Source organism: Microbacterium dauci (assembly GCF_030065535.1).
Lineage (GTDB): Bacteria > Actinomycetota > Actinomycetes > Actinomycetales > Microbacteriaceae > Microbacterium > Microbacterium dauci.
Genome location: NZ_JASJND010000007.1, coordinates 125,803 through 149,721, shown reverse-complemented (window position 1 = coordinate 149,721; position 23,919 = coordinate 125,803). Strand labels below are relative to the sequence as shown.

Below are 23,919 nucleotides of genomic sequence, written 5' to 3'. Positions count from 1 at the left end.
ATGGCTGCAGAGATCTCCCGCGGGGTCAACCCGCTGCGCGACCCCGACGACCGTCGCCTCAACCGCATCGCCGGTCCGAGCGCGCTCGTCATCTTCGGCGTGACCGGCGACCTGTCGCGCAAGAAGCTCATGCCCGCGGTCTACGACCTCGCCAACCGCGGCCTGCTCCCGCCGGGCTTCGCGCTCGTCGGGTTCGCACGCCGCGACTGGGAGGACCAGGACTTCGCGAATGTCGTGTACGAAGCCGTGCAGAAGCACGCGCGCACGCCGTTCCGCGAAGAGACCTGGAACCAGCTGCTGCAGGGCATCCGGTTCGTCCAGGGCGAATTCGACGACCCCGCGTCGTTCGCTCGCCTGCGCGAGACCGTCGAGCTACTCGACGTCGAGCGCGGCACGATGGGCAACCATGCGTACTACCTGTCGATCCCGCCGAAGGACTTCCCGATCGTTGCGCGTCAGCTGCGCGACTCCGGGCTCGTCGACGACACCGCCGACAGCGATCGCTGGCGCCGCGTCGTCATCGAGAAGCCGTTCGGTAGTGACCTGCAGACCGCGCGGGAGCTGAACGAAGCGCTCGAAGTCGCCTTCCCCGCCGACGCGATCTTCCGCATCGACCACTACCTCGGCAAGGAGACGGTCCAGAACATCCTGGCGCTGCGCTTCGCGAACGAGCTGTACGAGCCGCTGTGGAACGCGAACTACGTCGACCACGTGCAGATCACCATGGCCGAGGACATCGGCGTCGGTGGACGTGCCGGGTACTACGACGGCATCGGCGCCGCGCGCGACGTCATCCAGAACCACCTGCTCCAGCTCCTCGCGCTCACCGCGATGGAGGAGCCCATCTCCCTCGACGCGGAGCACCTGCGCGCCGAGAAGGAGAAGGTGCTCGCGGCAGTCAAGCTGCCCGACGATCTGTCCACGGCGACTGCTCGCGGTCAGTACGCGGGCGGTTGGCAGGGTGGCGAGAAGGTCACCGGCTTCCTCGACGAAGACGGCATGGACCCGGCATCCACCACAGAGACGTATGCGGCCATCAAGCTCGAGATCGCGACCCGACGCTGGAACGGCGTGCCGTTCTACCTGCGGACGGGCAAGCGCCTCGGCCGCCGCGTCACCGAGATCGCCGTCGTGTTCAAGCACACGCCGCCGCTGCTGTTCCTGCGGAGCCAGGCACTCCAGCTGGGGCAGAACGCGCTTGTGATCCGCATTCAGCCCGACGAGGGCGTCACCCTGCGGTTCGGCTCGAAGGTCCCTGGCGCCGGCAACGAGGTCCGCGACGTCACGATGGACTTCGGCTACGGCCACGCGTTCACCGAGTCGAGCCCCGAGGCGTATGAACGCCTCATCCTCGACGTGCTGCTGGGCGACCCGCCACTGTTCCCCCGTCACGAAGAGGTCGAACTCTCGTGGCGCATCCTCGACCCCGTCGAGGAGTACTGGGCTGAGCAGGACGAACCGCTCGAGCAGTACTCCCCCGGTTCGTGGGGTCCCCCGTCCGCCGATGAGCTCTTGGCCCGTGACGGCCGCGTCTGGAGGCGCCCGTGATCGTCGATCTGCCCGATACGACGGTCTCCACCGTCGCCAAGAAGCTCGTCAGCGTGCGTGAAGAGGGCGGCGCCGTCGCGCTCGGTCGCGTGCTGACGCTCGTGATCGTCTCCACCGGCGGGTTCGACGAGGACGCCATCGAGGCCGCCAACGCGGCCTCGCGCGAGCATCCGATGCGCGTCATCGTGCTCGTCGTCGAGCCCGACGCGACCACCGGTCTCGACGCGCAGATCCGCGTCGGCGGCGACGCCGGTGCGAGCGAGGTCGTCGTCCTGCACGCGCGTGGCGAGGCCGCGAGCAACCAGGAGAGCCTCGTCAACGGCCTGCTGCTACCCGATGCACCCGTCGTCGCGTGGTGGCCCGAGGAGCCGCCCTCCGATCCCGCACAGTCGCCCATCGGGCGCATGGCGCAGCGTCGCATCACGGATGCCTCGACGAAACCGTTCCTCCGTGACCGGCTCTCGTCGCTCGGCACCGTCTCGCAGCCGGGTGACACCGACCTCGCGTGGACGCGTCTCACGCACTGGCGTGAGCAGCTCGCCGCCGTGCTCGACCAGCCGCCGTACGAGCCGGTCACGGGTGTCGAGGTCGTCGGCGCCGGCAGCTCGCCCTCGACGGGCCTGCTCGCCGCGTGGCTGCGCCTGAAGCTCGACGTCCCCGTGACGTGGCGGTACGCGCCGGCAGACGAGTGGAGCCACGGCATCCGCTCGGTCCGGCTCACGCGCGCCTCCGGCGACATCCTCCTCGAGCGCTCGAACGAAACGGATGCCACGCTCACCCAGAGCGGGCAGCCGACCCACGACATCGTCCTCCCCCGGCGGTCGCTCCGTGAGTGCCTCGCGGAGGAGCTCCGCCGGCTCGATCCCGACCTCTTGTATGGTCGAGTGATCACCGATGGGTGGGCGAAACTCGAGCCTCCCACGAAGTCGTAGGAGTCGAATGTCGCAGTTGCGCGCGGAGAAGCGTGTCGTCGTCCTCCCAGATGCCGATGTGCTCGCGGCGCGCGTCGCGGCACGATTCCTCCAGCGTCTCGGCAAGCGCAGCGCCGCCGGGAAGACGACGCACATCCTCGTGAGCGGTGGGACGGCGGTCACCGCAGTCCTCCGCGCCGCGGGCGTCGACAAAGCCCGGTCGACCGTCGATTGGTCGCTCGTGCATCTGTGGTGGGCGGACGAGCGATTCGGTGTGGATGCCACGCTCCGCAATGACGGCATCACGACCGACGCGCTGCTCGCGCACGTCGATATCCCGCACGAGAACGTCCATGCCTTCGCGGCATCCGATGTCGCACCGGATGCTGCGGCGGACGCCTACCGCGACGAACTCGCCCGATTCGCCCCGGAGGGCTCGTCGTGGCCGACGTTCGAGGTGTGCTTCCTCGGGATGGGGTCGGATGGCCACATCGCGGGACTCTTCCCCGACCGGTCCGAGATCGGTGAGACCGAAGCCGCAGTCCTGGCGGTCCACGATGCCCCGGTCGCACCGACCGAACGGACCACCCTCACGCGCCCGGTCCTGAATTCGGCACGACGCGTGTGGCTGGTGCTCCCGGGCGTCGACAAGGCCTCGGCCCTCGGGCTCGCCCTCGCCGGCGCGAGCTACCATTCGGTGCCGGCCGCGGGCGCGAAGGGGCGCAAGCAGACCGTCTTCTTCACCGACGCCGCCGCGGCCGGTGGGGTGCCCGAAGAACTCATCGATCCGGAGTTCTGAGACGAAGAACGCCACCTGCGTCGATGACACAGGTGGCGTTCGAGTACGAAGGCGTCAGTCCTGACCGCGCCGCTCGCGAAGCTGCTTGAGCGCGTCCTCGAGGATCGAGTCAGCCTCTTCGTCCGACCGACGCTCCTTCACGTACGCGAGGTGCGTCTTGTAGGGCTCGGTCTTGGCGACAGCGGGCGGGTTCGCCTTGTCACGACCAGCGGGAAGACCGGAATGCGGCGAGTCGATGACCTCGGGGATCTCCTCGTCGGGGATCCCTGCCGCGAAGTAGCGGACCGTCTCGTTGCCGAGGGCGTCCCAGTACGACACCGCGATGCGGTCGGCGTGGTGCCCGTGATCCTGCTCGCCCATGGGGCCGGCACCGACGCGGGTGCCGCGGATCGCGTTCCCCCCAGTCGCCATTAGAGGCCCTGGAACTTCGTGATGAGGCCCAACGCCACAATGGTGACGAACCAGACCAGCGCGAGCGCGACCGTGAACCGGTTGAGGTTGCGCTCGGCGAGGCCCGAGGACCCCATCGCCGAGCTCATGCCGCCGCCGAACATGTCGGAGAGACCGCCGCCGCGCCCCTTGTGCAGGAGGATCAGGAGGGTGAGCAGGAGGCTGGTGATGCCCAGCAGCACCTGCAGCACGAGCTGAAGGATGTCCACAGTCTTTGAAAGCCTTTCGGGTCGCCGAGATGCTCAGCGCACAACGCTCGAGTATACCGGCTGCGCGGCGCGACCCCGGGCGAGGTCACGCCGCGCACGGATCACACGCCGACGTGCTTCTGGTAACGGACGATCGCGGCGAACTCCTCCGCGATCAGGCTGGCGCCACCGACGAGCGCGCCGTCGACGTCGGGCTCGCGCATGAAGCTGGCGATGTTGCCGGACTTGACCGAACCGCCATACAGGATGCGGGTGCGTGCCGCGGCCTCGTCACCGAGGGACGCCGCGACGACCGCACGCAGCGCCGAGCAGACTTCCTGCGCCTGCTCGGGCGATGCGACCTGGCCGGTCCCGATTGCCCAGACGGGCTCGTAGGCGACCACGACGTCAGCGTCCGCCGGGACGCCCTCGAGCGCGACCTTGAGCTGCTCGACGGAGACGGCGGTGGGGCCGGACTCCTCGCGCTGCTCGAGGGTCTCGCCGACGCAGATCACGGGCACGAGGTCGTGACGGAGTGCCGCCTGGACCTTCGCAGCTACGTCGGCGTCCGACTCGTGGTGGTACTCACGACGCTCGGAGTGACCGATGATCACATAGCCGGCGTCGAGCTTCTTCAGGAACGCACCCGAGATCTCACCCGTGTACGCGCCCGAGTCCTTCGTGGACAGGTCCTGGCCGCCGAGGGCGAACGGGATCTTGTCCGCGTCGATGAGCGTCTGCACCGTGCGGATGTCGGTGAAGGGCGGGAAAACCGCGACCTCGACCGTGTCGTGCTCGTGGCCGGCATCCTTCAGCGTCCAGTGCAGCTTCTGGACGAACGCGACCGCCTGCAGGTGGTCGAGGTTCATCTTCCAGTTACCGGCGATGAGCGGCTTGCGCGTCACGCTTCCCATCCGAGGATCTCCAATCCGGGCAGCTTCTTGCCTTCGAGGAACTCGAGGCTGGCCCCTCCGCCGGTCGAGATGTGACCGAACTGCTCATCGTCGAAGCCGAGCTGCCGGACGGCAGCGGCCGAGTCTCCACCGCCGACGACGGAAAGACCGTCGACCTCGGTGAGGGCCTGGGCGACGTCCTTCGTGCCGGCTGCGAACGCCGCCATCTCGAAGACGCCCATCGGACCGTTCCAGAACACGGTCTTCGCGTCGCGGATCGCGGCGGCGAACAGCTTCGCCGTCCCGGGTCCGATGTCGAGGCCCATGCCCGACGCACCGAACTCGGTGTCTTCGAGCGCGTCTGCGGGGGCCACGACGTGCGCGGCATCCGCAGCGAATCCGGCCGCCATGACGGCGTCGACAGGGAGGACGAGCTCGACGCCGCGCTCGGCGGCCGTCGCGATGTACCCGCGGACGGTGTCGAGCTGGTCCTCTTCGAGGAGGCTCTTGCCGACCTTGTGACCCTGCGCGGCAAGGAACGTGAAGAGCATGCCGCCGCCGACGAGGATCTTGTCCACGCGAGGAAGCAGATGCTCGATGACACCGAGCTTGTCGCTGACCTTCGAGCCGCCGAGAACGACCGCGTAGGGACGTTCGGGACGCTCGGTCAGGCGGTCGAGGACGTCGACCTCCTTCTCGATGAGCAGGCCCGCAGCAGAGGGCAGCAGCTCGGCGAGGTCGTAGACGGACGCCTGCTTGCGGTGCACGACTCCGAACCCGTCCGAGACGAGCACGTCACCGAGCGCAGCGAGCTCGGCCGCGAACGCGCCGCGGACCGCGTCGTCCTTCGCCGTCTCGCCCGCGTTGAAACGCAGGTTCTCGAGCACGGCGACCTGGCCATCGCCGAGCCCGGCGACGACTTCCTGCGCCGATGCGCCGACGGTGTCACTCGCGAACACGACGGGAGCGTCGAGCAGTTCAGCGAGCCGCTCGGCCACCGGCGCGAGGCTGTACTTCGCGTCGGGCGCCCCGTCGGGGCGGCCGAGGTGCGAGACCGCGATCACGCGGGCACCCTGGCCCACGAGTGCGGTGATCGTGGGCAATGCCGCGCGCACGCGGCCATCGTCCGTGATGACGCCGTCCTTCAGGGGGACGTTGAAGTCGACACGGACGATGACGCGCTTGCCTGCGAGCGAACCCAGCGAATCGAGGGTGCGCAGAGCCATCGTCAGATCTTGCTGGCGACGAGCTCGGTGATGTCGACGAGACGGTTCGAGTAGCCCCACTCGTTGTCGTACCACGACGAGATCTTGACGAGGTTGCCCGACACGTTGGTCTGGCCTGCGTCGAAGACCGACGAGTGCGGGTCGAGCTGGATGTCGCTCGAGACGATCTCGTCGACGTTGTACTTGAGGTAGCCGACGAGGTCGCCCTCGGCAGCGGCCTTCTCGAACGCCGCGTTGATGACCTCGGCGGTCAGACCCTCGGTCGGGGTGATGACGGTGAGGTCGACGATCGAGCCGGTGGGAACCGGGACGCGGTACGACGAGCCGCTCAGCTTGCCGTTGAGCTCGGGCAGCACGAGGCCGATGGCCTTGGCGGCGCCGGTGGCGGCGGGGACGATGTTGATCGCCGCGGCACGGGCACGGTGCAGGTCGCCGTGGGGGCCGTCCTGCAGGTTCTGGTCGGCCGTGTAGGCGTGCGCCGTCATCATGAAGCCGCGCTCGATGCCGAAGTTGTCGTTGAAGACCTTGGCGATGGGGGCGAGGCAGTTCGTGGTGCACGACGCGTTCGAGATGACGTGCATCGTCTCGGGGTCGTACGAGCCGTCGTTGACGCCCATGACGAACGTGCCGTCGACGTCGGTTCCCGGAGCCGAGATGATGACCTTCTTGGCGCCACCGGCGATGTGCTTCTTCGCGTCGGCGGCCTTCGTGAAGCGACCGGTCGACTCGATGACGATGTCCACGCCGAGCTCGCCCCAGGGAAGGTTCGCGGGGTCACGCTCTTCGAAGACCTTGATGGTCTTGCCGTTGACCGTGATCGAGTCCTCGGTGTACGAAACCTCAGCGTCGAGACGGCCGCCGACCGAGTCGTACTTGAGGAGGTGCGCGAGGCTCTTGTTGTCGGTGAGGTCGTTCACCGCCACGATCTCGAGGTCAGCTCCCTGCGCGAGTGCCGCGCGAAGGAAGTTGCGTCCGATACGGCCGAAGCCGTTGATGCCGATCTTGACAGACACGTTGTCTCCCGTTTCTCGTCGCGCGCGACGCCCGGGAATGGGGCCGGAACGCGCTCTACTGAACATAAGGAAAGGATGCCGGAACTCGGCTCCCGTCGCCGGGAGGAGCCCGGCATCCTCACCTGTTTACGACCCTACTACTAGAGCAGGCCGGCCGTCTTCTCGCGGGCGGCATCGAGACGCTGTGCGACGTTCTGCCAGTTCGCGATGTTCCAGGCCGCCTTGACGTAGTCGGCCTTGACGTTGAGGTAGTCGAGGTAGAAGGCGTGCTCCCACATGTCGAGCTGGAAGATCGGGACCGTGCCCTGCGCCGTGTTCGACTGCTGGTCGAACAGCTGCTGGATGATGAGCTGCTGACCGATCGGGTCCCAGCTCAGCACCGCCCAACCCGAGCCCTGGATGCCGGTGGCCGCGGCGGTGAAGTGCGCCTGGAACTTGTCGAAGCCGCCGAAGAACTCGTCGATCGCCGCGCGCAGCTCGCCTTCGGGCTCACCGCCGCCACCCTGCGATGCGGGGGCGAGGTTCGTCCAGAAGATCGAGTGGTTGACGTGGCCGCCGAGGTTGAACGCGAGGTCCTTCTCGAGCTTGTTGACGTTCGCGAGGTTGCCGCTCTCTCGGGCCTCGGCGAGCTGCTCGAGCGCCGTGTTCGCGCCGGTGACGTATGCCTGGTGGTGCTTCGAGTGGTGGAGCTCCATGATCTTGCCGCTGATGCTCGGCTCCAGAGCCGAGTAGTCGTACGGGAGTTCGGGCAGCGTGTAGATCGCCATGTCCTCTTCCTTCGGTTGGTGCCGTGACCGCGCACGGCGGATCGGTTTCATCCTATTGACGAACAACGACCCGGGGACCGGGTTGCTTCCCGAGAAGAAGGAATGTAACGGTCAGTCCTCGAGTCCGGCCGGCACAGCCGACTCGGTGTCGGGGATACCCTCCTGGGCGGCCTTCTTGTCGGCCATCGCCAGCAGTCGGCGGATGCGACCTGCGACGGCATCCTTCGTCAGCGGCGGGTCGGCGTGGTGTCCGAGCTCGTCGAGGCTCGCGTCGCGGTGCGCGAGGCGGAGATCGCCCGCCTGCTTCAGGTGGTCGGGCACCGTCTCGCCGAGGATTTCGAGGGCCCGCTCGACGCGTGCGCAGGCGGCCACGGCGGCTTGGGCTGAGCGTCGGAGGTTCGCATCATCGAAGTTCACGAGCCGGTTGACGCCGGCGCGGACTTCGCGCCGCTGTCGCATCTCCTCCCATGCTGCGGCGGTCTTCTGCGCGCCCATCACGAGCAGCGCGTTGCGGATCGCCTCGCCGTCGCGGACGACGACGCGCGGGATGCCTCGAACCTCACGGGCCTTGGCGGCGATACCCAGGCGGTGCGCGGCACCGACGAGTGCCATCGCGGCCTCGCCTGAGGGGCAGGCGACCTCGAGCGCAGCGGAGCGACCCGGATCCGTGAGGGTGCCGGTCGCGAGGAATGCGCCCCGCCAGACCGCGGCGAGGTCGGGACGGGCGCCCGTCGTGATCTTGTTCGGAAGTCCGCGCACGGGGCGGCGGCGCTGGTCGAGCAGTCCGGTCTGGCGCGCGAGCGTCTCACCACCGTCGATGACGCGCACCGCGAACGAGTTTCCGCTGCGGCCGCCCGAGGCCTGCACATGTGCCAATTCGGGGCGAACGCCATACAGCTCGACGAGGTCGCGGGCGACGCGGCGGGCGAGGATGTCGGTCTCGAGCTCAGCTTCGACCGCGACGCGGCCGGCGATCGAGTGGAGGCCACCGGCGAAGCGGAGGATCGTCGTCAGCTCGGCGACCCGGGCTGTGGGTCGAGGGTCCCGAACCGAGGTCAGTTCCGTCTTCACGTCAGTGGTCAGTGGCACGGGTGATCCTTCGGGAGATGCGGCGGGACAAAGGAACAGCTTACTCGCGCCCGAGGTCCCGATGCGTGACCCGCACCGCCACCCCCGGCTCCCCCGCGAGTCGATCCGCCAATTCGAGCGAGGTCACGACCGAGCGGTGCTTGCCGCCCGTACACCCGATCGCGACGACGGAGTGCCGCTTGTTCTCGCGCTGGTAGCCGGCAAGAACGGGGCGCAAGGCGCTCGCGTACGCATCGACGAACTCGACGGCGCCCTCCTGGCCCAGGACGAAGTCGCGCACCGTCTCGTCCTCCCCCGTCAGCGCGCGGAGCTCCGGCTCCCAGTACGGGTTCGGCAGGAACCGCATATCGGCGACGAGGTCGACGTCCGGTGGCAGGCCGTACTTGAACCCGAAGCTCATGACGGTGACGGTGTGCCGGGCGTCGCCCTCCTCGCTGAACAGATCGACGATACGGTTCGCGAGCTGGTGGATGTTGAGCGCGCTGGTGTCGACGATCACATCCGCAGCCTCGCGGATCGCGGTGACCCGCTCACGTTCCCGGCGGATGCCGTCGAGGATCGTGCCCTCGCCCTGGAGCGGATGCGGCCGCCTGACGGCCTCGAACCGGCGCACGAGCACGTCGTCCGTGGCATCCAAGAACAGCACGCGCAGGTGACGGCCGTCGCGGAGCGCCCGGGTCACAGCGGGAAGCTCCCCGAACAGCTGTCGGCCACGCACATCGACCACGGCCGCGACCTTCGGCAACGCGTCCGCCGCGAGCGCGGTGAGGTCCAGCAGCGGACGCAGCATCTGCGGTGGGAGATTGTCGACGACGTACCAGTCGAGGTCTTCGAGTGCGTTGGCGGCCGTCGTGCGGCCGGCTCCGGACATGCCCGTGACGATCAGGATCTCGCCTGGCGTCTTGCCGTCGGTCACCGCACCCACTCCTGTCCGCGTCGGGAGGCCAGCCTATCGACCTTCGTCCTCGCCACGCGAACCTTGTGCGAGGTGCGCGTGCACGCTCTCGGCGAGGCGCGGACCGATGCCCGGGAGCTCCTGGATCTCGTCGATCGTCGCCTGCTTCAAGGCACTCACCGAGCCGAAATGTCGGAGGAGCGCCTTGATCCGCGCGGCCCCGAGCCCGGGCACCTCCGACAGCACCGTGGTGATGTCGCGCCCCCGCTTCTTGCGCTGGTGCGTGATCGCGAATCGGTGCGCCTCATCGCGGAGCCGCTGCAAGAGGTACAACGCCTCGGACGTGCGCGGCAGGATCACCGGATAGTCCTCGCCCGGCATCCACACCTCCTCGAGGCGCTTGGCGATGCCGCACAGCGCGATTTCGGGATGGCCGCTGTCGCGGAGCGCCCGCGCGGCCGCCTCGACCTGCGGCTTGCCACCGTCGACGAGCAGCAGCTGGGGACGGTACGCGAACCGCGCCTTCTTGCGCGTGGTGTCGACCTCCCCGTCGGCCGTCGGATCGATCGCCTCCTGCTCGGCCTCGTCGCGTTCGATGTGCGCGAGGCGGCGCATGAGGACCTGGTACATCGAGTCCGTGTCGTCGGTGGTCTCCGCGACCGAGAACGAGCGGTACTGATCCTTCCGCGGCAAGCCGTCCTCGAAGACGACCATGGATGCCACGACCCCGGTGCCACCGAGGTGCGAGACGTCGAAGCATTCGATCCGCAGCGGCGCCTCGGTGAGCTCGAGCGCCTCCTGCAGGTCGGTGAGCGCTTTCGTCCGCGACGTGTAGTCGCTGGATCGACGCGTCTTGTGGAGCATGAGCGCCTGCTGCGCGTTCATGGTCGCGGTGCGCATCAGGTCGGCCTTCTGCCCCCGCTGCGCGACCTGCAACGTGACCTTCTTCCCACGGCGGGCTTGGAGCCACTGCTCGAGCTCAGCGGCGTCGTCGGGCAGCGTCGGGACCAGGACCTGGCGTGGCACGTCCTCGGACGCCGCGTCGCCGTATGCACGCTGCAGCAGCTGGTCCACCAGCTCCGCACCCGTGATGTCGAGCTCCTTGTCGATCGTCACGGCACGGATGCCGCGCACGCGGCCGCCGCGGACGATGAAGTGCTGTACGGCGGCGAAGAGTTCATCCTCGGCGATGCCGAAGAGGTCGGCATCGGTGTCCTCGCTCAGCACGAGCGCGCTGCGGTTCAGCACGGCATCCATCGCCTGCAGTTTGTCGCGGTAGTCGGCCGCGGACTCGTAGTCCATGGCCGCCGCCGCCTCGCGCATCCGGGAGGCGAGCTGCTTCACGAACCGCTGGTCGCCGCCCGACATGAACGCGACGAAGTCGTCGACGATCGCGCGGTGCTCTTCGATCGTCACCTTCATCGAGCACGGCCCCCCGCACCGGCCGATCTGTCCGGGGAAGCACGGACGGCCGGTCGCCATCGCCTTCTTGTACGACGAGTCGCTGCACGTGCGGATCGGGAAGACCTTGATGAGCTGGTCGATCGTGTCGTGCACCGCCCAGACCTTCGGGAACGGGCCGAAGTACTTCGCACCGCGGATCTTGCGATTGCGCGTGACGATGACGCGCGGTGCCTCGTCGCCGAGGGTCACCGCCATGTACGGATACGACTTGTCGTCCTTGTACCTGACGTTGAACGGCGGCGAGTACTCCTGGATCCACGTGTACTCGAGCTGCAGTGAGTCGACGTCGGTCTTCACGACCGTCCACTCGACGCTCGCCGCGGTCGTCACCATCCGCCGGGTTCGCTCGTGCAGCGTGTGCAGTGGCGCGAAGTAGTTCGAGAGCCGCGCGCGCAGGTTCTTCGCCTTGCCGACGTAGAGGATGCGCCCGTCCGCGTCACGGAACCGGTAGACGCCCGGATTGGTCGGGATCTCCCCCGGCTTCGGCTTGTACGGCAGAGCGGATGCCACGTCAGCCCGCCTTGCGCGCCGGTGCAGCCCCCAGGATCTCGGCGAGGAACTGGCCGGTGTGACTCTCCTCGACGGCGGCGATCTGCTCGGGCGTCCCCGTCGCGAGGATCGTGCCGCCACCCGACCCGCCCTCGGGGCCGAGGTCGATCACCCAGTCGGACGACTTGATCACGTCAAGGTTGTGCTCGATGACGAGCACCGTGTTGCCCTTGTCGACGAGGCTGTTCAGGACCTCGAGCAGTCGCTGCACGTCTTCGAAGTGCAGCCCGGTCGTCGGCTCGTCGAGCACGTAGATCGTGCGCCCGTTGGAGCGGCGCTGCAGCTCGGTGGCGAGCTTCACACGCTGCGCCTCGCCACCCGAGAGGGTGGTCGCCGACTGTCCGAGGCGGACGTAGCCGAGTCCGACGTCGACGAGCGTCTTGAGGTAGCGGTGGATGGCCTGGATCGGCTCGAAGAACTCCGCCGCCTCGGAGATCGGCATGTTCAGGACCTCGGCGATGTTCTTGCCCTTGTAGTGCACGGCGAGCGTGTCGCGGTTGTACCGCTGTCCGTGGCACACCTCGCAGTCGACGTAGACGTCGGGCAGGAAGTTCATCTCGATCTTGATCGTGCCGTCACCAGAGCACGCCTCGCACCGGCCGCCCTTGATGTTGAAGCTGAAGCGACCGGGCTGGTAACCGCGGGTCTTTGCCTCGGTGGTCTCGGCGAACAGCGAGCGGATGCGGTCGAACACGCCCGTGTACGTGGCGGGGTTCGACCGCGGGGTGCGGCCGATGGGCGCCTGGTCGACGTGCACCACCTTGTCGAGGTGCTCGAGCCCGGTAACACGCGTGTGCTTGCCTGCGACCCGACGTGCACCGTTGAGCTTCGTGGCGAGCACCTCGTAGAGGATGCCGTTCACGAGCGACGACTTGCCGGATCCGCTCACGCCCGTCACCGAGGTGAGGACGCCGAGCGGGAAGTCGACCGTCACGTTCTGCAGGTTGTTCGCACGCGCCCCGACGACGCGCACCTGGCGCGACTTGTCGATCTTGCGGCGCTTGTTCGGCATCGTGATCGCACGGCGGCCGCTGAGGTACGCGCCAGTGATCGACTGCTCGTCGGTGAGGAGCTGGTCGACCGGACCAGAGTGGATGACGTTGCCGCCCTCGACGCCGGCGCGGGGGCCGATGTCGACCACCCAGTCGGACGCGTGGATGGTCTCCTCGTCGTGCTCGACGACGACGAGGGTGTTGCCGAGGTTCTTCAGTCGCACCAACGTCTCGATGAGGCGCCGGTTGTCACGCTGATGGAGGCCGATCGACGGCTCGTCGAGCACGTAGAGCACCCCGGTCAGCCCCGATCCGATCTGGGTCGCCAGGCGGATACGCTGCGCCTCGCCGCCCGAGAGCGAGCCCGCGGAGCGGCTGAGGCTCAGATAGTTGAGGCCCACCTGGATGAGGAAGTCGAGCCGCGCCCGGATCTCACGCAGCACGGCCGCGGCGATCGTCGCCTCGCGAGCCGAGAGCTCGAGCTGGTTGAAGTACGCCTGCGCCTCGCCGAGGCTCAGGCGCGAGGCATCCGCGATCGAATGCCCGTGGACGAGCACTGAGAGCACCTCGGGCTTCAGCCGGTCGCCGTCGCAGACGGGGCACGGCACCTCACGGAGGTATTCCGACCACCGCTGACGCTGGGTGTCGCTCTCGGCCTGGGTGAACTGGCGCTCGATGTACGGGATGACCCCTTCGAAGCCCGACGCGTACCGCATCTCGCGGCCGTACCGGTTCTTCCACTTCACGGTGACCTTGTAGTTCTCACCGGCGAGCACCGCATCCTGCACCTCGGGGGCGAGGTCCTTCCACGGCGTGTCGAGTGAGAAGCCGAGGTCGTCGGCGAGACCGACGAGCAGCCGCTCGTAGTACTGGAAGAGCCCCTTGCCCTGCGTGGTCCAGGGGATGATGACACCCTCGGCGATCGACAGCTCCTCGTCGCCGAGCAGCAGTTCGGTGTCGACCGACATGCGGGTGCCGAGACCCGAGCATGCCGGGCAGGCGCCGAACGGGGCGTTGAACGAGAACGTGCGCGGCTCGATCTCGGTGAGCTGCAGCGGGTGGCCGTTCGGGCACGCGAGCTTCTCGCTGAAGTTCTGCCAGGCGTCGTCACCTTCTTCGTCGACGAAGTTGATCTGCAGGATGCCGCCTGCGAGGCCGAGCGCGGTCTCGACGGAGTCCGTGACGCGGCTCAGGATGTCGGGGCCGGCGACGAGGCGGTCGACGACGACCGCGATGTCGTGCTTGTAGCTCTTCTTCAACGTCGGTGGTTCGGCGAGCTGGATCTGCTCGCCGTCGACGATCGCGCGGGCATATCCCTTGGCCGACAGCTCCTTGAAGAGGTCGACGAACTCGCCCTTCTTCTGCGTCACCACCGGTGCGACGACCTGATAGCGGGTGCGCTCGGGCAGCTCCATGAGCTGGTCGGCGATCTGCTGCACGGTCTGCCGCTGGATCTGCTCGCCGCACTCCGGGCAGTGAGGCACGCCGATGCGTGCCCACAGCAGACGCATGTAGTCGTTGATTTCGGTGATCGTGCCGACCGTCGAGCGCGGGTTGCGGTTCGTCGACTTCTGGTCGATCGAGACGGCGGGGCTCAGCCCTTCGATGAAGTCGACGTCGGGGCGGTCGACCTGACCGAGGAACTGGCGCGCATAGGAGCTCAGCGACTCGATGTACCGACGCTGACCCTCGGCGAAGATCGTGTCGAACGCGAGGCTCGATTTGCCCGATCCGGACAAGCCGGTGAAGACGACCAGCGAGTCCCGCGGGATCTCGAGGTCGACGTTCTTCAGGTTGTGGACGCGGGCACCGCGAACGCGGAGCGTGGAGTCAGTGGGAACCGGAACGATGGGCACCGCTCAATCCTAGATTGGGCCTCCGACATCGGCTCCGGGGTCCGCTGGAGGCGATCAGTCCTTGTCGTTCTCGCCCGTTCGACTGCCCGCAAACGGCTGCAGTCCGTCTCGAAGACGTTCGACGTCTGACCGCTGCATCCCCACCCGGTCCATGATCTCGCCCGGGACCGAGAGCGCGCGTTCCCGAAGGCGCGCACCCTCCTCCGTGAGGGTGATCTCCAGTACGCGCTCATCGCTACCGCGGCGGCGCCGGGCGATCCTCCCCTGAGCCTCGAGCCGTTTGACGGTGGGCGATAGCGTGGCGGGCTCGACAGCGAGCGCTGCGGCCAACTCGCTCAACGACTGCGGTGCACGTTCCCAGAGCGCGAGCATGACGAGGTACTGCGGATGAGTCAGACCGAGCGGTTCGAGGACCGGCCGGTAGATGGAGACGACGTTCCGGGCGGCCGTCACGATGGCGAAGCACAGTTGATTCTCGAGTGCGAGCACGTCCTCGACGTCGGCCATGACTCCCCCCCCCCTCCCCTAATGGTTAGTACACTAAGTATATGAGCCGCCGCGATCCGAACCGCCCACCGCTCCGCGAACGCGTCCGCGCGGCAGGCGGGTGGTACAGCTACTGGAACAGCCGCCTCATCCGGTACGCGGGCCCGGCGTCGGTCGGGCCGTACGAGACGGAGCCCGAGCCGGTCCGCACCGAGCGCGCCTGCCCGTTGTGCGGCAACGCGATGTCGGCGCACACGTTCGACCGCTCCGGTGAGCGCCCGCTCATGCACTGCCCCTGACGACACCGGATGCCGCGCGCCTGACGGGCATCGACCTCAGGCGTGACCGGCGTTCTCCATCGCCCGCAATTCCTTCTTGAGGTCCTGCACCTCGTCGCGCAGGCGGCCTGCGAGCTCGAACTTCAGTTCGTCCGCGGCGGCGAGCATCTGTCGGGTGAGGTCTTCGATCGTCGCCTCGAGCTGGTTCGCCCCTTCGGCCGCGATCCCCTCGCGCCGCAACTGCGGTGTCGGACTCTTCCCCTTGCCCGACTTCGTCTTGCCGGCGCTGCGGCTGTTCATCATGTCGCGGGTGTCGGTCGCCTCGCGTGCGAGCGCATCGGTGATGTCGGCGATCTTCTTGCGCAGCGGCTGCGGGTCGATCCCGTGCTCGAGGTTGTAGGCGATCTGCTTCTCGCGGCGCCGCTCGGTCTCTTCGATCGCAGCCGCCATCGAGTCGGTGATCTTATCGGCGTACATGTGCACCTGCCCCGAGACGTTTCGCGCGGCACGCCCGATGGTCTGGATGAGCGAGGTGCCCGACCGCAGGAACCCTTCTTTGTCGGCATCCAGGATCGCGACGAGCGAGACCTCGGGAAGGTCGAGTCCCTCACGGAGCAGGTTGATGCCCACGAGCACGTCGTACACGCCCTGACGGAGCTCGGTCAGCAGCTCGACTCGACGCAGCGTGTCGACGTCGGAGTGCAGGTATCGCACGCGGACGCCGTGCTCACCGAGGAAGTCGGTGAGCTCTTCGGCCATCTTCTTGGTGAGCGTCGTCACGAGCACACGCTCGTCGCGCTCCACCCGTACGCGGATCTCTTCGAGCAGGTCGTCGATCTGCCCCTTCGAGGGCTTGACGATGATCTCGGGGTCGATGAGGCCCGTCGGGCGGATGATCTGCTCGACCACGCCGTCGGCGATGCCCATCTCGTACCGGCCCGGTGTCGCCGAGAGGTACACGGTCTGTCCGATGCGCTGCTTGAACTCGTCGAAACGCAGCGGCCGGTTGTCCATGGCGCTCGGGAGACGGAAGCCGTGGTCGACCAGCGTGCGCTTACGCGAGGCATCCCCCTCGTACATCGCACCGATCTGCGGCACGGTCACATGCGACTCGTCGATGACGAGGAGGAAGTCGTCCGGAAAGAAGTCCAGGAGCGTGTGGGGCGCCTCACCGGGATTCCGCCCATCGAGGTGACGGGAATAGTTCTCGATGCCGGAACAGAAGCCGAGTTGCTGCAGCATCTCGAGATCGAACGTCGTGCGCATCCGCAGTCGCTGCGCCTCGAGGAGCTTGCCTTGCGACTCGAACTCCTTGAGTCGGATCGCGAGCTCCTCTTCGATCGTCTTGATCGCCCGCTGCACCGTGTCGGTGCCGGCGACGTAATGGGAAGCCGGGAAGATCGGGACGCTGTCGAGCTTCTGCACGACGTCACCCGTGAGCGGGTGCAGCATATAGAGCGCCTCGATCTCGTCGCCGAAGAGCTCGATGCGCACGGCGTACTCCTCGTACACCGGGATGATCTCGATCGTGTCACCACGTACGCGGAAATTGCCGCGCGAGAAGTCGACGTCATTGCGGTTGTACTGCATCGCGATGAACTTGCGGATGAGCGCATCGCGGTCGTACCGCTCCCCCACCTGCAGCGCGACCATCGCGCGGAGGTACTCCTCGGGCGCACCGAGGCCGTAGATGCACGAGACCGTCGACACCACGACGACGTCGCGTCGGCTGAGGAGCGAGTTCGTGGTGGAGTGGCGGAGTCGTTCGACCTCGGCGTTGATCGACGAGTCCTTCTCGATGAAGGTGTCCGTCTGCGGGACGTACGCCTCGGGCTGGTAGTAGTCGTAATAGCTGACGAAATACTCGACCGCGTTGTTCGGCATGAGGTCGCGGAACTCGTTCGCGAGCTGCGCGGCGAGCGTCTTGTTGTGCGCGAGCACGAGCGTGGGTCGCTGCACCTGCTCGACGAGCCACGCGGTAGTCGCGGACTTGCCGGTACCCGTCGCACCGAGGAGGACGACGTCAGTCTCACCGGCGTTGATTCGGGATGCCAGGTCGGCGATGGCCTGCGGCTGATCGCCGCTGGGCATGTACTCGCTGACGACCTCGAACGGCCGGACGGAGCGCGTGGTCTGCATCGTTCCAGGGTAGGCCGCACCTCCGACACCCGGGGCGGCCGTTCGCCCATGGCGTGGTTCAGGCGTCGCGCAGCCTCGTCCAGAGCGCGTCGGTCTGGGCGATCGTCTCGTCCAGAGCGCCCGACGTGTCGATGACCACGTCGGCGATCGCGAGGCGCTGCTCGTCTGAGACCTGCGCTGCGAGCCGCGCATCGGCGGCATCCGTCGTCATCCCCCGCAGCTCGACCATCCGGCGACGCCGCTCCGCGACGGGCGCATGTGCCACCACGATCAGCTCCCACGGGTCGGACGCGCGGGCCTCGACAAGCAGTGGCACGTCGTACACGACGACCGCGGCCGGATCCGCAGCGGATGCCGCGGCGAACCGGCGAGCGGACTCCGCCTGCACCGCGGGGTGCACAATTGCGTTCAGTCGAGCGACCGCCGACGGATCGCCGAAGACCCGTCCGGCGAGACCGGGGCGATCGAGCGAGCCGTCGGGACCGATGAGGTCGTCGCCGAACTCGTCCGCGATCGCCGCGAGCACCGGCGAACCCGGTTGCTGCACCTCGCGAACGATCGCATCCGCATCGACGACCACGGCGCCGTGCTCGGCGAGTCGGGCCGCGATGGTCGATTTGCCCGATGCGATGCCGCCGGTGAGTGCGATGAGGGTCACGATTCGAGGATGCCACGACCGCGTGGTGGGATCATCGCGGCGACGCACCTCAGGGCAGGGCAGCCCGCACCTCGTCGACACCACCGAAGAGGACGGAGGATTCGAGGCTGCTCGATGCGCGGACCGCTGCGGATCGTGCCGACAGCAGAAGATGCTTGGGGTCGTAGCCGACGGTCTCGGTGAGTGCGACGCCGACACCGACGACCGGGAGCAGACCCGTCAGCCCACCCGCGAGCTCGTCGATGCACCCGCGATAGATGGCCGCCGCCTGGCGCCTCGCGTCTGCCGCGGTGCTCGCCAACCCGCAGACCGAGAGGGTGGCATCCTCGTCCTCGCCGACGAGCGCGGCAGCGGGCGCGTAACGCCGAACTGCGCCCCGCCAGGTTGCGGTGAGATCGTCAACCGCGTCCGATCCGAAAGCCGCGGTCATCTCTTCGAGCCCATCGACGTGGACGACGATGACGCTCACGAGCTCTCGGCGCCAACTCGCGCGCTCCGTGAGGTCGTTGAGCGCATCGCGGTAGGTGCGCGCCAACATGATGCCGTCGGCCGCGACCCCGTTCTCGCTCAGCCACTCGTACCGCTGGGTGGCACTCTTCGCCGTCCGAAGGATCGAGGTGACGACGACGGCGACCATCGTCAGCACGACGGTCGCGATGTTGGCCGAGATCGACCCGAACCAGCGGTTGAAGAAGTCGCCTTCCGCGCCGTCCACGAGGAAGACGACGAGCCGCACGAAGTAGTACGCCGCGCCCGCGAGCAGGACACCGGTGAACAATCGCGCGTTCCCGATCCGACCCATCGGCCGCCGTAGCGCCTCCCACGCGCCGAGCACGAAGAACACGACGATCGTCGCGGCCATGAACTCCCAGCCACCCCATGCCCCGTGCGTCGGGACGAAGATGAGCGCCGTGATGAGCGTGACAGCACCGAGCGCGCCCACGACGAGCGACGGCCACGTGAGCCGGCGATCGTTGAACCGTCGGTTCCCGAGCCAGATGAATCCGGGCGTGAGCGTGAACGCGGCATTGCCGATAGCGATCGCCACGGCGCCGCCGATCCCGGCGGCCCACGAGATATACGCGAACGTGGTCGCCGTGCCGCAGAGATACCCGACCGCCCAGAGCCTTCCGGCACCGGTGTCTCGTCGGCGGAGTGTCTCGACGACGAAGAGCCCGCTTGCGACGAGCGCGACGAGGGCGGTCATGACCGTGACCGAGAGCAGGTCGAGTTCCATCAGTCGCCCTCCTCCGTGATCGTGACCTCGGATGCCGCGATCTCGGCATTGGCGGGCAGCTGCACCATGAACGTGGTCCCGAGTCCGAGGGTGGACGTCACGGTGATGTCGCCGCCGTGGGCGCGGACGATCTCGAGGCTGATCGCGAGGCCTAAACCCGTGCCCGGGACGCCGCTCTCCGCCCGGAAGAAGCGCTCGAAGACCCGCTGGCGGTCGTCTTCGGAGAGCCCGATGCCCGAGTCACGCACGAGGAACCAGGTGTGCGTCCCGTCCGAGGAGCTCCCGAGCGTGACCACTCCCCCGTCGCGGTTGAATTTGATCGCATTGCTCACGAGGTTGTCGATCACCTGTCGCATCCGCGCCGGATCGATGAAAGCGGGCGCCGGGACGACATCGTCGACGTCGATCTTGATCGCTCGCTCCTTGGCGACCGGGCCGAGATCGGATGCCGATGCGCGCAGCAGGGTCGCGACGTCGAAGTACTCCGGCGAGATGGTGACCTCGGCGGACATCCGCGACGCGGTGGATGCCGCGAGGATGCCGGAAACGATCCCGAGCAGCCGCTCGCTGTTGCGGTACGCGACGTCGATCTGACGTCGAGCAGCATCGGGAAGCTCGCCGCTGTCGAGTGCGAGTTCGAGGTAACCGAGGATCGAGGTGAGCGGGGTGCGGAGTTCGTGCGAGACAGAGGCGACGAGGCTGTCGCGCGCCTTCAGCGCAGTCCGCTCGTCCGTGACGTCACGCGCGACGAGGACGACACCGGCCGGGTGCCCCTCGGCATCGGTCAGGCGGCGTGCCGTGAGGCTGAGCGCCGCGCGACGTGAATCGGAGATCGGGAACCAGACGACCAGATCATCGAAGGCCTCGCCCCGGACGATGCGCGACAGCGGCCGGTCGTGGGGGTCGAGCAGTGTCTGTCCGTCGGCCGCGTAGATCTCGGTGACGCTGTCGAGCTTGCCGAACCCCGGAATGCGCTGTTGGAACCTGCCGAGCGCGTCGTTCACGAACGTGATCTCGCCGTTCGCGGCGATGCGGAGCACGCCGAAGTCGACGGTATCGAGCACTTCGGCGAGCAGGAGCTCCTGCTTGCTCGCATGGCGGAGCGCCGCGGTGAGCCGGCCCGTCTGCTTGTCGAGCAACACTCGCTGCGCGATGAATCGCCGCGTCGCGTTGTGCGTCGAGGCACCGATCGCGATGATGACCGCCGGGAGGACGATGACGGCCCAATTCCACTCGAAGTTCGGGATCAGCGCCTGTGTCGTCCAGTACGCCCCGATGACGCTGACGCACGCGATGATGAACCACGCCCGTCCCATCGTCGACAGCCACATCGTCGGGAACGCCCACAGCAGCGCGACGCCGGGCACGTCGGACACGCGCATGAGTGCGATCGCGACGATGTCGACGAGTGGCACGACCGCGACCCACGCCGGAGGCAGTCGTGACCACGGCACCGCGAGACTCGCGAGTGCGGCGACGACGATGATCGCGACACCGGCCGCGAACTGGGGCACATCGGCGAGCCAGCCTGCGGCGATGCCGGAGAGGTAGATCGCTGCGACGATGCCCGCGAGGAGGATCTGGTTATTGGCGACCACACGGTCGCGAAGTTCGGTGAGCGGCATCCGCCCGGCATCGCTGCGGAGGAAGCGCGCGATACCACCGCGTCGCACCTCCGACGGCGCGTCCTCGCGCCGCTCAGGCGTTGCAGTACTCACACATGAACGTTACCGCCCGCGGCCCCGTGAACTCGGCTCGGAAACGACCGAGGGGCCGGAGCCTTTCGGCTCCGGCCCCTCGGGTGATGCGGGTTCGATCAGCGACCGGAGAGCTTCTCGCGAAGCGCAGCCAGTGCCTCGTCGTCGGCGAGGGTGCCGGCACCGCCGGAGACCTCGGACGAGAAGGACGACGCGCCGGTCTCGACCGGAGCAGCAGCCTCGGCCTCGAGCGCCTTGGCGACCGCAGCCTTGTGCGCCTCCCAGCGGCCCTGGGCAGCCGCGTACTCGGCCTCCCAGGCGAGACGAGCCTCGTCGAAGCCGTCCTTCCACTGGTTGGTCTCCGGGTCGAAGCCCTCGGGGTACTTGTACTCGCCGTTCTCGTCGTACTCGGTGACCATGCCGTACAGCGCCGGGTCGAACTCGGTGCCGTTGGGGTCGACCGACTCGTTCGCCTGCTTGAGCGAGAGCGAGATGCGACGACGCTCGAGGTCGATGTCGATGATCTTGATGAAGACCTCTTCGCCGACCGAGACGACCTGCTCTGCGAGCTCGACGTGCTTGCCCGAGAGCTCCGAGATGTGGACGAGGCCCTCGATGCCGTCTGCGACGCGGACGAACGCACCGAACGGAACGAGCTTCGTGACCTTACCCGGGGCGACCTGGCCGATCGCGTGGGTACGGGCGAAGACCTGCCACGGGTCCTCCTGGGTCGCCTTCAGCGACAGCGAGACGCGCTCGCGGTCGAGGTCGACCTCAAGGATCTCAACGGTGACCTCCTGGCCGACCTCGACGACCTCGGACGCGTGCTCGATGTGCTTCCACGAGAGCTCCGAGACGTGGACGAGACCGTCGACGCCACCGAGGTCGACGAACGCACCGAAGTTGACGATCGACGAAACCGTGCCCTTGCGGACCTGGCCCTTGTGGAGGTTGTTGAGGAAGTTCGAGCGCGACTCCGACTGGGTCTGCTCGAGCAGCGCACGACGCGAGAGCACGACGTTGTTGCGGTTCTTGTCGAGTTCGAGAATCTTGGCCTCGAGCTCCTGGCCGAGGTACGGCGTGAGGTCGCGGACGCGGCGCAGCTCGATGAGCGACGCAGGCAGGAAGCCGCGGAGGCCGATGTCGACGATGAGACCACCCTTGACGACCTCGATCACGGAACCGGTGACCACACCGTCGTTCTCCTTGATCTTCTCCACGTCGCCCCAGGCGCGCTCGTACTGAGCGCGCTTCTTGGACAGGATGAGGCGGCCTTCCTTGTCCTCCTTCTGGAGAACGAGGGCTTCGACCTCGTCGCCGACCTTGACGACCTCGTTGGGGTCGACGTCGTGCTTGATGGAGAGTTCGCGCGAGGGGATGACGCCCTCGGTCTTGAACCCGACGTCGAGGAGGACCTCGTCGCGGTCGACCTTCACGACGGTGCCCTCGATGAGGTCTCCGTCGTTGAAGGACTTGATCGTCAGTTCGACCGCGGCCAGGAAGTCTTCAGCAGATCCGATGTCGTTGATGGCGACCTGCTTGGTGGCCGGGGCGGTCGTTGCGGTAGTCATGTAGTGGGTTGTCCTTGGATGGGGTTGTCTTCGGGCCCCGAAGAGCGCCGCACGCGGACGCGCGGAAACCGATCGAGGCGTGATGGGTGATGTTGCGATGTCGCGCAGGCGTGGCAGAAGAGCCACATGCGTGACGCTCCAGGGTATCAGACAGCGTCGACGTAGTACCAGGCGCCGGCCCGCCGCGCGAACCGGCTGCGTTCCTCGAGCACACCGCGCGACCCGCTCCCCCGTTCGTGCCAGTGCGCGCGGAACGACACCATCCCACGATCGCCGTCCTCGGTGTGCGCCACCACCTCGAGTCCGACCCACTCCGTATCGGCATCGAGCGTGAGATCTTCTGGACGGGTTCCGGGATGCCACGTGTCGCGGAGGTGGCGCACATCGCCGAGCGCGAACGCGGTGTACCGCGATCTCATGAGACGTTCGGGGGTGCCAGCCATCGCGCCCGCGAGCACCGGTCCGCAGCATTCGCCGAAGCGGCCCGCGCCGCACGGACAGGCGGCGTCCGCCGCCGGGCGGCGCCCCCTCGGGACGGATGCGGCTGCGCCGAACGTCATCCTTCTCCACCCTTGCTGCTCATCGGGCCTCGAGCCTACGACCTGTGGACAACACCGCGCCGCCCGGACACCGCTGGCTACGGTGGTCGCATGCGTCGAGGACACGGGATCGGGTGGACTGCCGGAGTGATCGCGCTCAGCGCGCTGCTGGCAGGCTGCGCCCCGTCGCCCGCGCCCACACCGACGCCGACCGGCTTCGCGTCCGAGGAGGAAGCCTTCGCCGCAGCCGAGGCCACCTACCGCGCGTACGTCGATGCGCTAAATGAGGTCGACCTCGCAGATCCCGCGACCTTCGAGCCCGTGTATGCGCTAACTAGCGGCGAGCTGAATGACCTCGATCGGAAGAGCTTTTCCGAGATGCATGCGTCCGGGACCCTGGTTAGTGGCCGTACTGAAGTGCTCTCAATCGAAGGGTCACAGGTCAGCGACGACTCCATCACGCTTGATGTGTGTACGGATGTGTCCGACGTGCATGTCGTGGACGCGGACGGGAACTCTTTGGTCTCCGACGACAGAAAGGATCTTCAATCCACTCGAGTCTCGGTCGCACAAGTCGACGAGTTGCTTGCGCTCACGAAGATTGAGCCAAGGGCGGAGGACGAACCGTGCGCGTCGCCGCGGCCGTAATCGCCTCGACGCTAGTCACGCAGGCG

At 67.6% G+C, this 23,919-nt stretch carries 22 protein-coding genes; 5 read left to right on the top strand and 17 right to left on the bottom strand.

All coding sequences use genetic code 11. The features are described from left to right. From zwf to pgl, 3 genes are read left to right on the top strand one after another with little or no spacing between them, the layout of a single operon-like run. Positions 1-1,548 carry a glucose-6-phosphate dehydrogenase gene (gene zwf, locus QNI14_RS12140; RefSeq protein ID WP_283717125.1) on the top strand — a complete coding sequence of 516 codons (1,548 nt, stop codon included), beginning with the start codon at positions 1-3 and terminating at the stop codon, positions 1,546-1,548. After that, positions 1,545-2,480, top strand: coding sequence for a glucose-6-phosphate dehydrogenase assembly protein OpcA (locus QNI14_RS12135; RefSeq protein ID WP_283716886.1), 936 nt, complete (start codon positions 1,545-1,547; stop codon positions 2,478-2,480). The genes zwf and QNI14_RS12135 overlap by 4 nt, the downstream gene beginning before the upstream one ends. Positions 2,481-2,487: 7 nt before the next feature. Further along, positions 2,488-3,258 carry a 6-phosphogluconolactonase gene (gene pgl / locus QNI14_RS12130; protein WP_283716885.1) on the top strand — a complete coding sequence of 257 codons (771 nt, stop codon included), beginning with the start codon at positions 2,488-2,490 and terminating at the stop codon, positions 3,256-3,258. 54 nt (positions 3,259-3,312) lie between these two features. Here pgl and QNI14_RS12125 read toward each other — a convergent pair whose 3' ends face one another. From QNI14_RS12125 to QNI14_RS12075, 11 genes are all read right to left on the bottom strand, one after another. Next, positions 3,313-3,669: an RNA polymerase-binding protein RbpA gene (locus QNI14_RS12125; protein ID WP_283716884.1), complete on the bottom strand. Its 357-nt coding sequence runs from the start codon at positions 3,667-3,669 to the stop codon at positions 3,313-3,315. Next, a complete protein-coding gene (secG, locus tag QNI14_RS12120; protein WP_283716883.1) occupies positions 3,669-3,917 on the bottom strand; it encodes a preprotein translocase subunit SecG in 249 nt (82 codons plus the stop codon). The genes QNI14_RS12125 and secG overlap by 1 nt, the downstream gene beginning before the upstream one ends. Positions 3,918-4,018: 101 nt before the next feature. Next, positions 4,019-4,810 carry a triose-phosphate isomerase gene (gene tpiA / locus QNI14_RS12115; protein ID WP_283716882.1) on the bottom strand — a complete coding sequence of 264 codons (792 nt, stop codon included), beginning with the start codon at positions 4,808-4,810 and terminating at the stop codon, positions 4,019-4,021. Continuing rightward, on the bottom strand, positions 4,798-6,015 hold the full coding sequence (locus QNI14_RS12110; protein ID WP_283716881.1) for a phosphoglycerate kinase: 1,218 nt from the start codon (positions 6,013-6,015) through the stop codon (positions 4,798-4,800). The genes tpiA and QNI14_RS12110 overlap by 13 nt, the downstream gene beginning before the upstream one ends. A gap of 2 nt (positions 6,016-6,017) precedes the next feature. Continuing rightward, positions 6,018-7,028 carry a type I glyceraldehyde-3-phosphate dehydrogenase gene (gap, locus tag QNI14_RS12105; RefSeq protein ID WP_283716880.1) on the bottom strand — a complete coding sequence of 337 codons (1,011 nt, stop codon included), beginning with the start codon at positions 7,026-7,028 and terminating at the stop codon, positions 6,018-6,020. 140 nt (positions 7,029-7,168) lie between these two features. Continuing rightward, positions 7,169-7,795, bottom strand: coding sequence for a superoxide dismutase (locus QNI14_RS12100; RefSeq protein ID WP_283716879.1), 627 nt, complete (start codon positions 7,793-7,795; stop codon positions 7,169-7,171). A 111-nt stretch (positions 7,796-7,906) separates the two neighbouring features. Continuing rightward, positions 7,907-8,884, bottom strand: a complete 978-nt coding sequence (gene whiA, locus QNI14_RS12095) for a DNA-binding protein WhiA (RefSeq protein WP_283716878.1) — start codon at positions 8,882-8,884, stop codon at positions 7,907-7,909. A 40-nt stretch (positions 8,885-8,924) separates the two neighbouring features. Continuing rightward, positions 8,925-9,800 (bottom strand): RNase adapter RapZ, encoded by an 876-nt coding sequence (rapZ, locus tag QNI14_RS12090; RefSeq protein ID WP_283716877.1) that lies wholly within the window; start codon positions 9,798-9,800, stop codon positions 8,925-8,927. A 33-nt stretch (positions 9,801-9,833) separates the two neighbouring features. After that, entirely contained in the window at positions 9,834-11,753 is a 1,920-nt protein-coding gene (gene uvrC / locus QNI14_RS12085) for an excinuclease ABC subunit UvrC (RefSeq protein WP_283716876.1), read from the bottom strand. Position 11,754: 1 nt separating this feature from the next. Beyond that, positions 11,755-14,640, bottom strand: coding sequence for an excinuclease ABC subunit UvrA (gene uvrA, locus QNI14_RS12080; RefSeq protein WP_283716875.1), 2,886 nt, complete (start codon positions 14,638-14,640; stop codon positions 11,755-11,757). 54 nt (positions 14,641-14,694) lie between these two features. Beyond that, the gene (locus tag QNI14_RS12075) at positions 14,695-15,147 is read right to left on the bottom strand and encodes a MarR family winged helix-turn-helix transcriptional regulator (protein ID WP_283716874.1); all 453 of its coding nucleotides are present in this window, start codon (positions 15,145-15,147) and stop codon (positions 14,695-14,697) included. Positions 15,148-15,188: 41 nt separating this feature from the next. Between QNI14_RS12075 and QNI14_RS12070 the strand changes: the two genes are divergently transcribed. Next, a complete protein-coding gene (locus QNI14_RS12070) occupies positions 15,189-15,425 on the top strand; it encodes a hypothetical protein (RefSeq protein ID WP_283716873.1) in 237 nt (78 codons plus the stop codon). Between the two features lie 36 nt (positions 15,426-15,461). Here the strand turns inward: QNI14_RS12070 and uvrB are convergent, their stop codons facing one another. From uvrB to QNI14_RS12040, 6 genes are all read right to left on the bottom strand, one after another. Then, positions 15,462-17,543: an excinuclease ABC subunit UvrB gene (gene uvrB, locus QNI14_RS12065; RefSeq protein ID WP_283716872.1), complete on the bottom strand. Its 2,082-nt coding sequence runs from the start codon at positions 17,541-17,543 to the stop codon at positions 15,462-15,464. Between the two features lie 58 nt (positions 17,544-17,601). Further along, a complete protein-coding gene (coaE, locus tag QNI14_RS12060; protein ID WP_283716871.1) occupies positions 17,602-18,201 on the bottom strand; it encodes a dephospho-CoA kinase in 600 nt (199 codons plus the stop codon). Between the two features lie 49 nt (positions 18,202-18,250). After that, positions 18,251-19,438: a diguanylate cyclase gene (locus QNI14_RS12055; protein ID WP_283716870.1), complete on the bottom strand. Its 1,188-nt coding sequence runs from the start codon at positions 19,436-19,438 to the stop codon at positions 18,251-18,253. Next, positions 19,438-21,156 carry a sensor histidine kinase gene (locus QNI14_RS12050; RefSeq protein WP_283716869.1) on the bottom strand — a complete coding sequence of 573 codons (1,719 nt, stop codon included), beginning with the start codon at positions 21,154-21,156 and terminating at the stop codon, positions 19,438-19,440. Before QNI14_RS12050 ends, QNI14_RS12055 begins: the two co-directional genes overlap by 1 nt. A 98-nt stretch (positions 21,157-21,254) precedes the next feature. Continuing rightward, positions 21,255-22,706: a 30S ribosomal protein S1 gene (rpsA, locus tag QNI14_RS12045; protein WP_283716868.1), complete on the bottom strand. Its 1,452-nt coding sequence runs from the start codon at positions 22,704-22,706 to the stop codon at positions 21,255-21,257. A 146-nt stretch (positions 22,707-22,852) separates the two neighbouring features. Continuing rightward, positions 22,853-23,149 carry a YchJ family protein gene (locus QNI14_RS12040; protein WP_347177837.1) on the bottom strand — a complete coding sequence of 99 codons (297 nt, stop codon included), beginning with the start codon at positions 23,147-23,149 and terminating at the stop codon, positions 22,853-22,855. Between the two features lie 243 nt (positions 23,150-23,392). On the opposite strand from QNI14_RS12040, the gene QNI14_RS12035 reads away from it, so the two are divergent. Continuing rightward, the gene (locus QNI14_RS12035) at positions 23,393-23,893 is read left to right on the top strand and encodes a hypothetical protein (protein WP_283716866.1); all 501 of its coding nucleotides are present in this window, start codon (positions 23,393-23,395) and stop codon (positions 23,891-23,893) included. Positions 23,894-23,919: the final 26 nt, after the last annotated feature.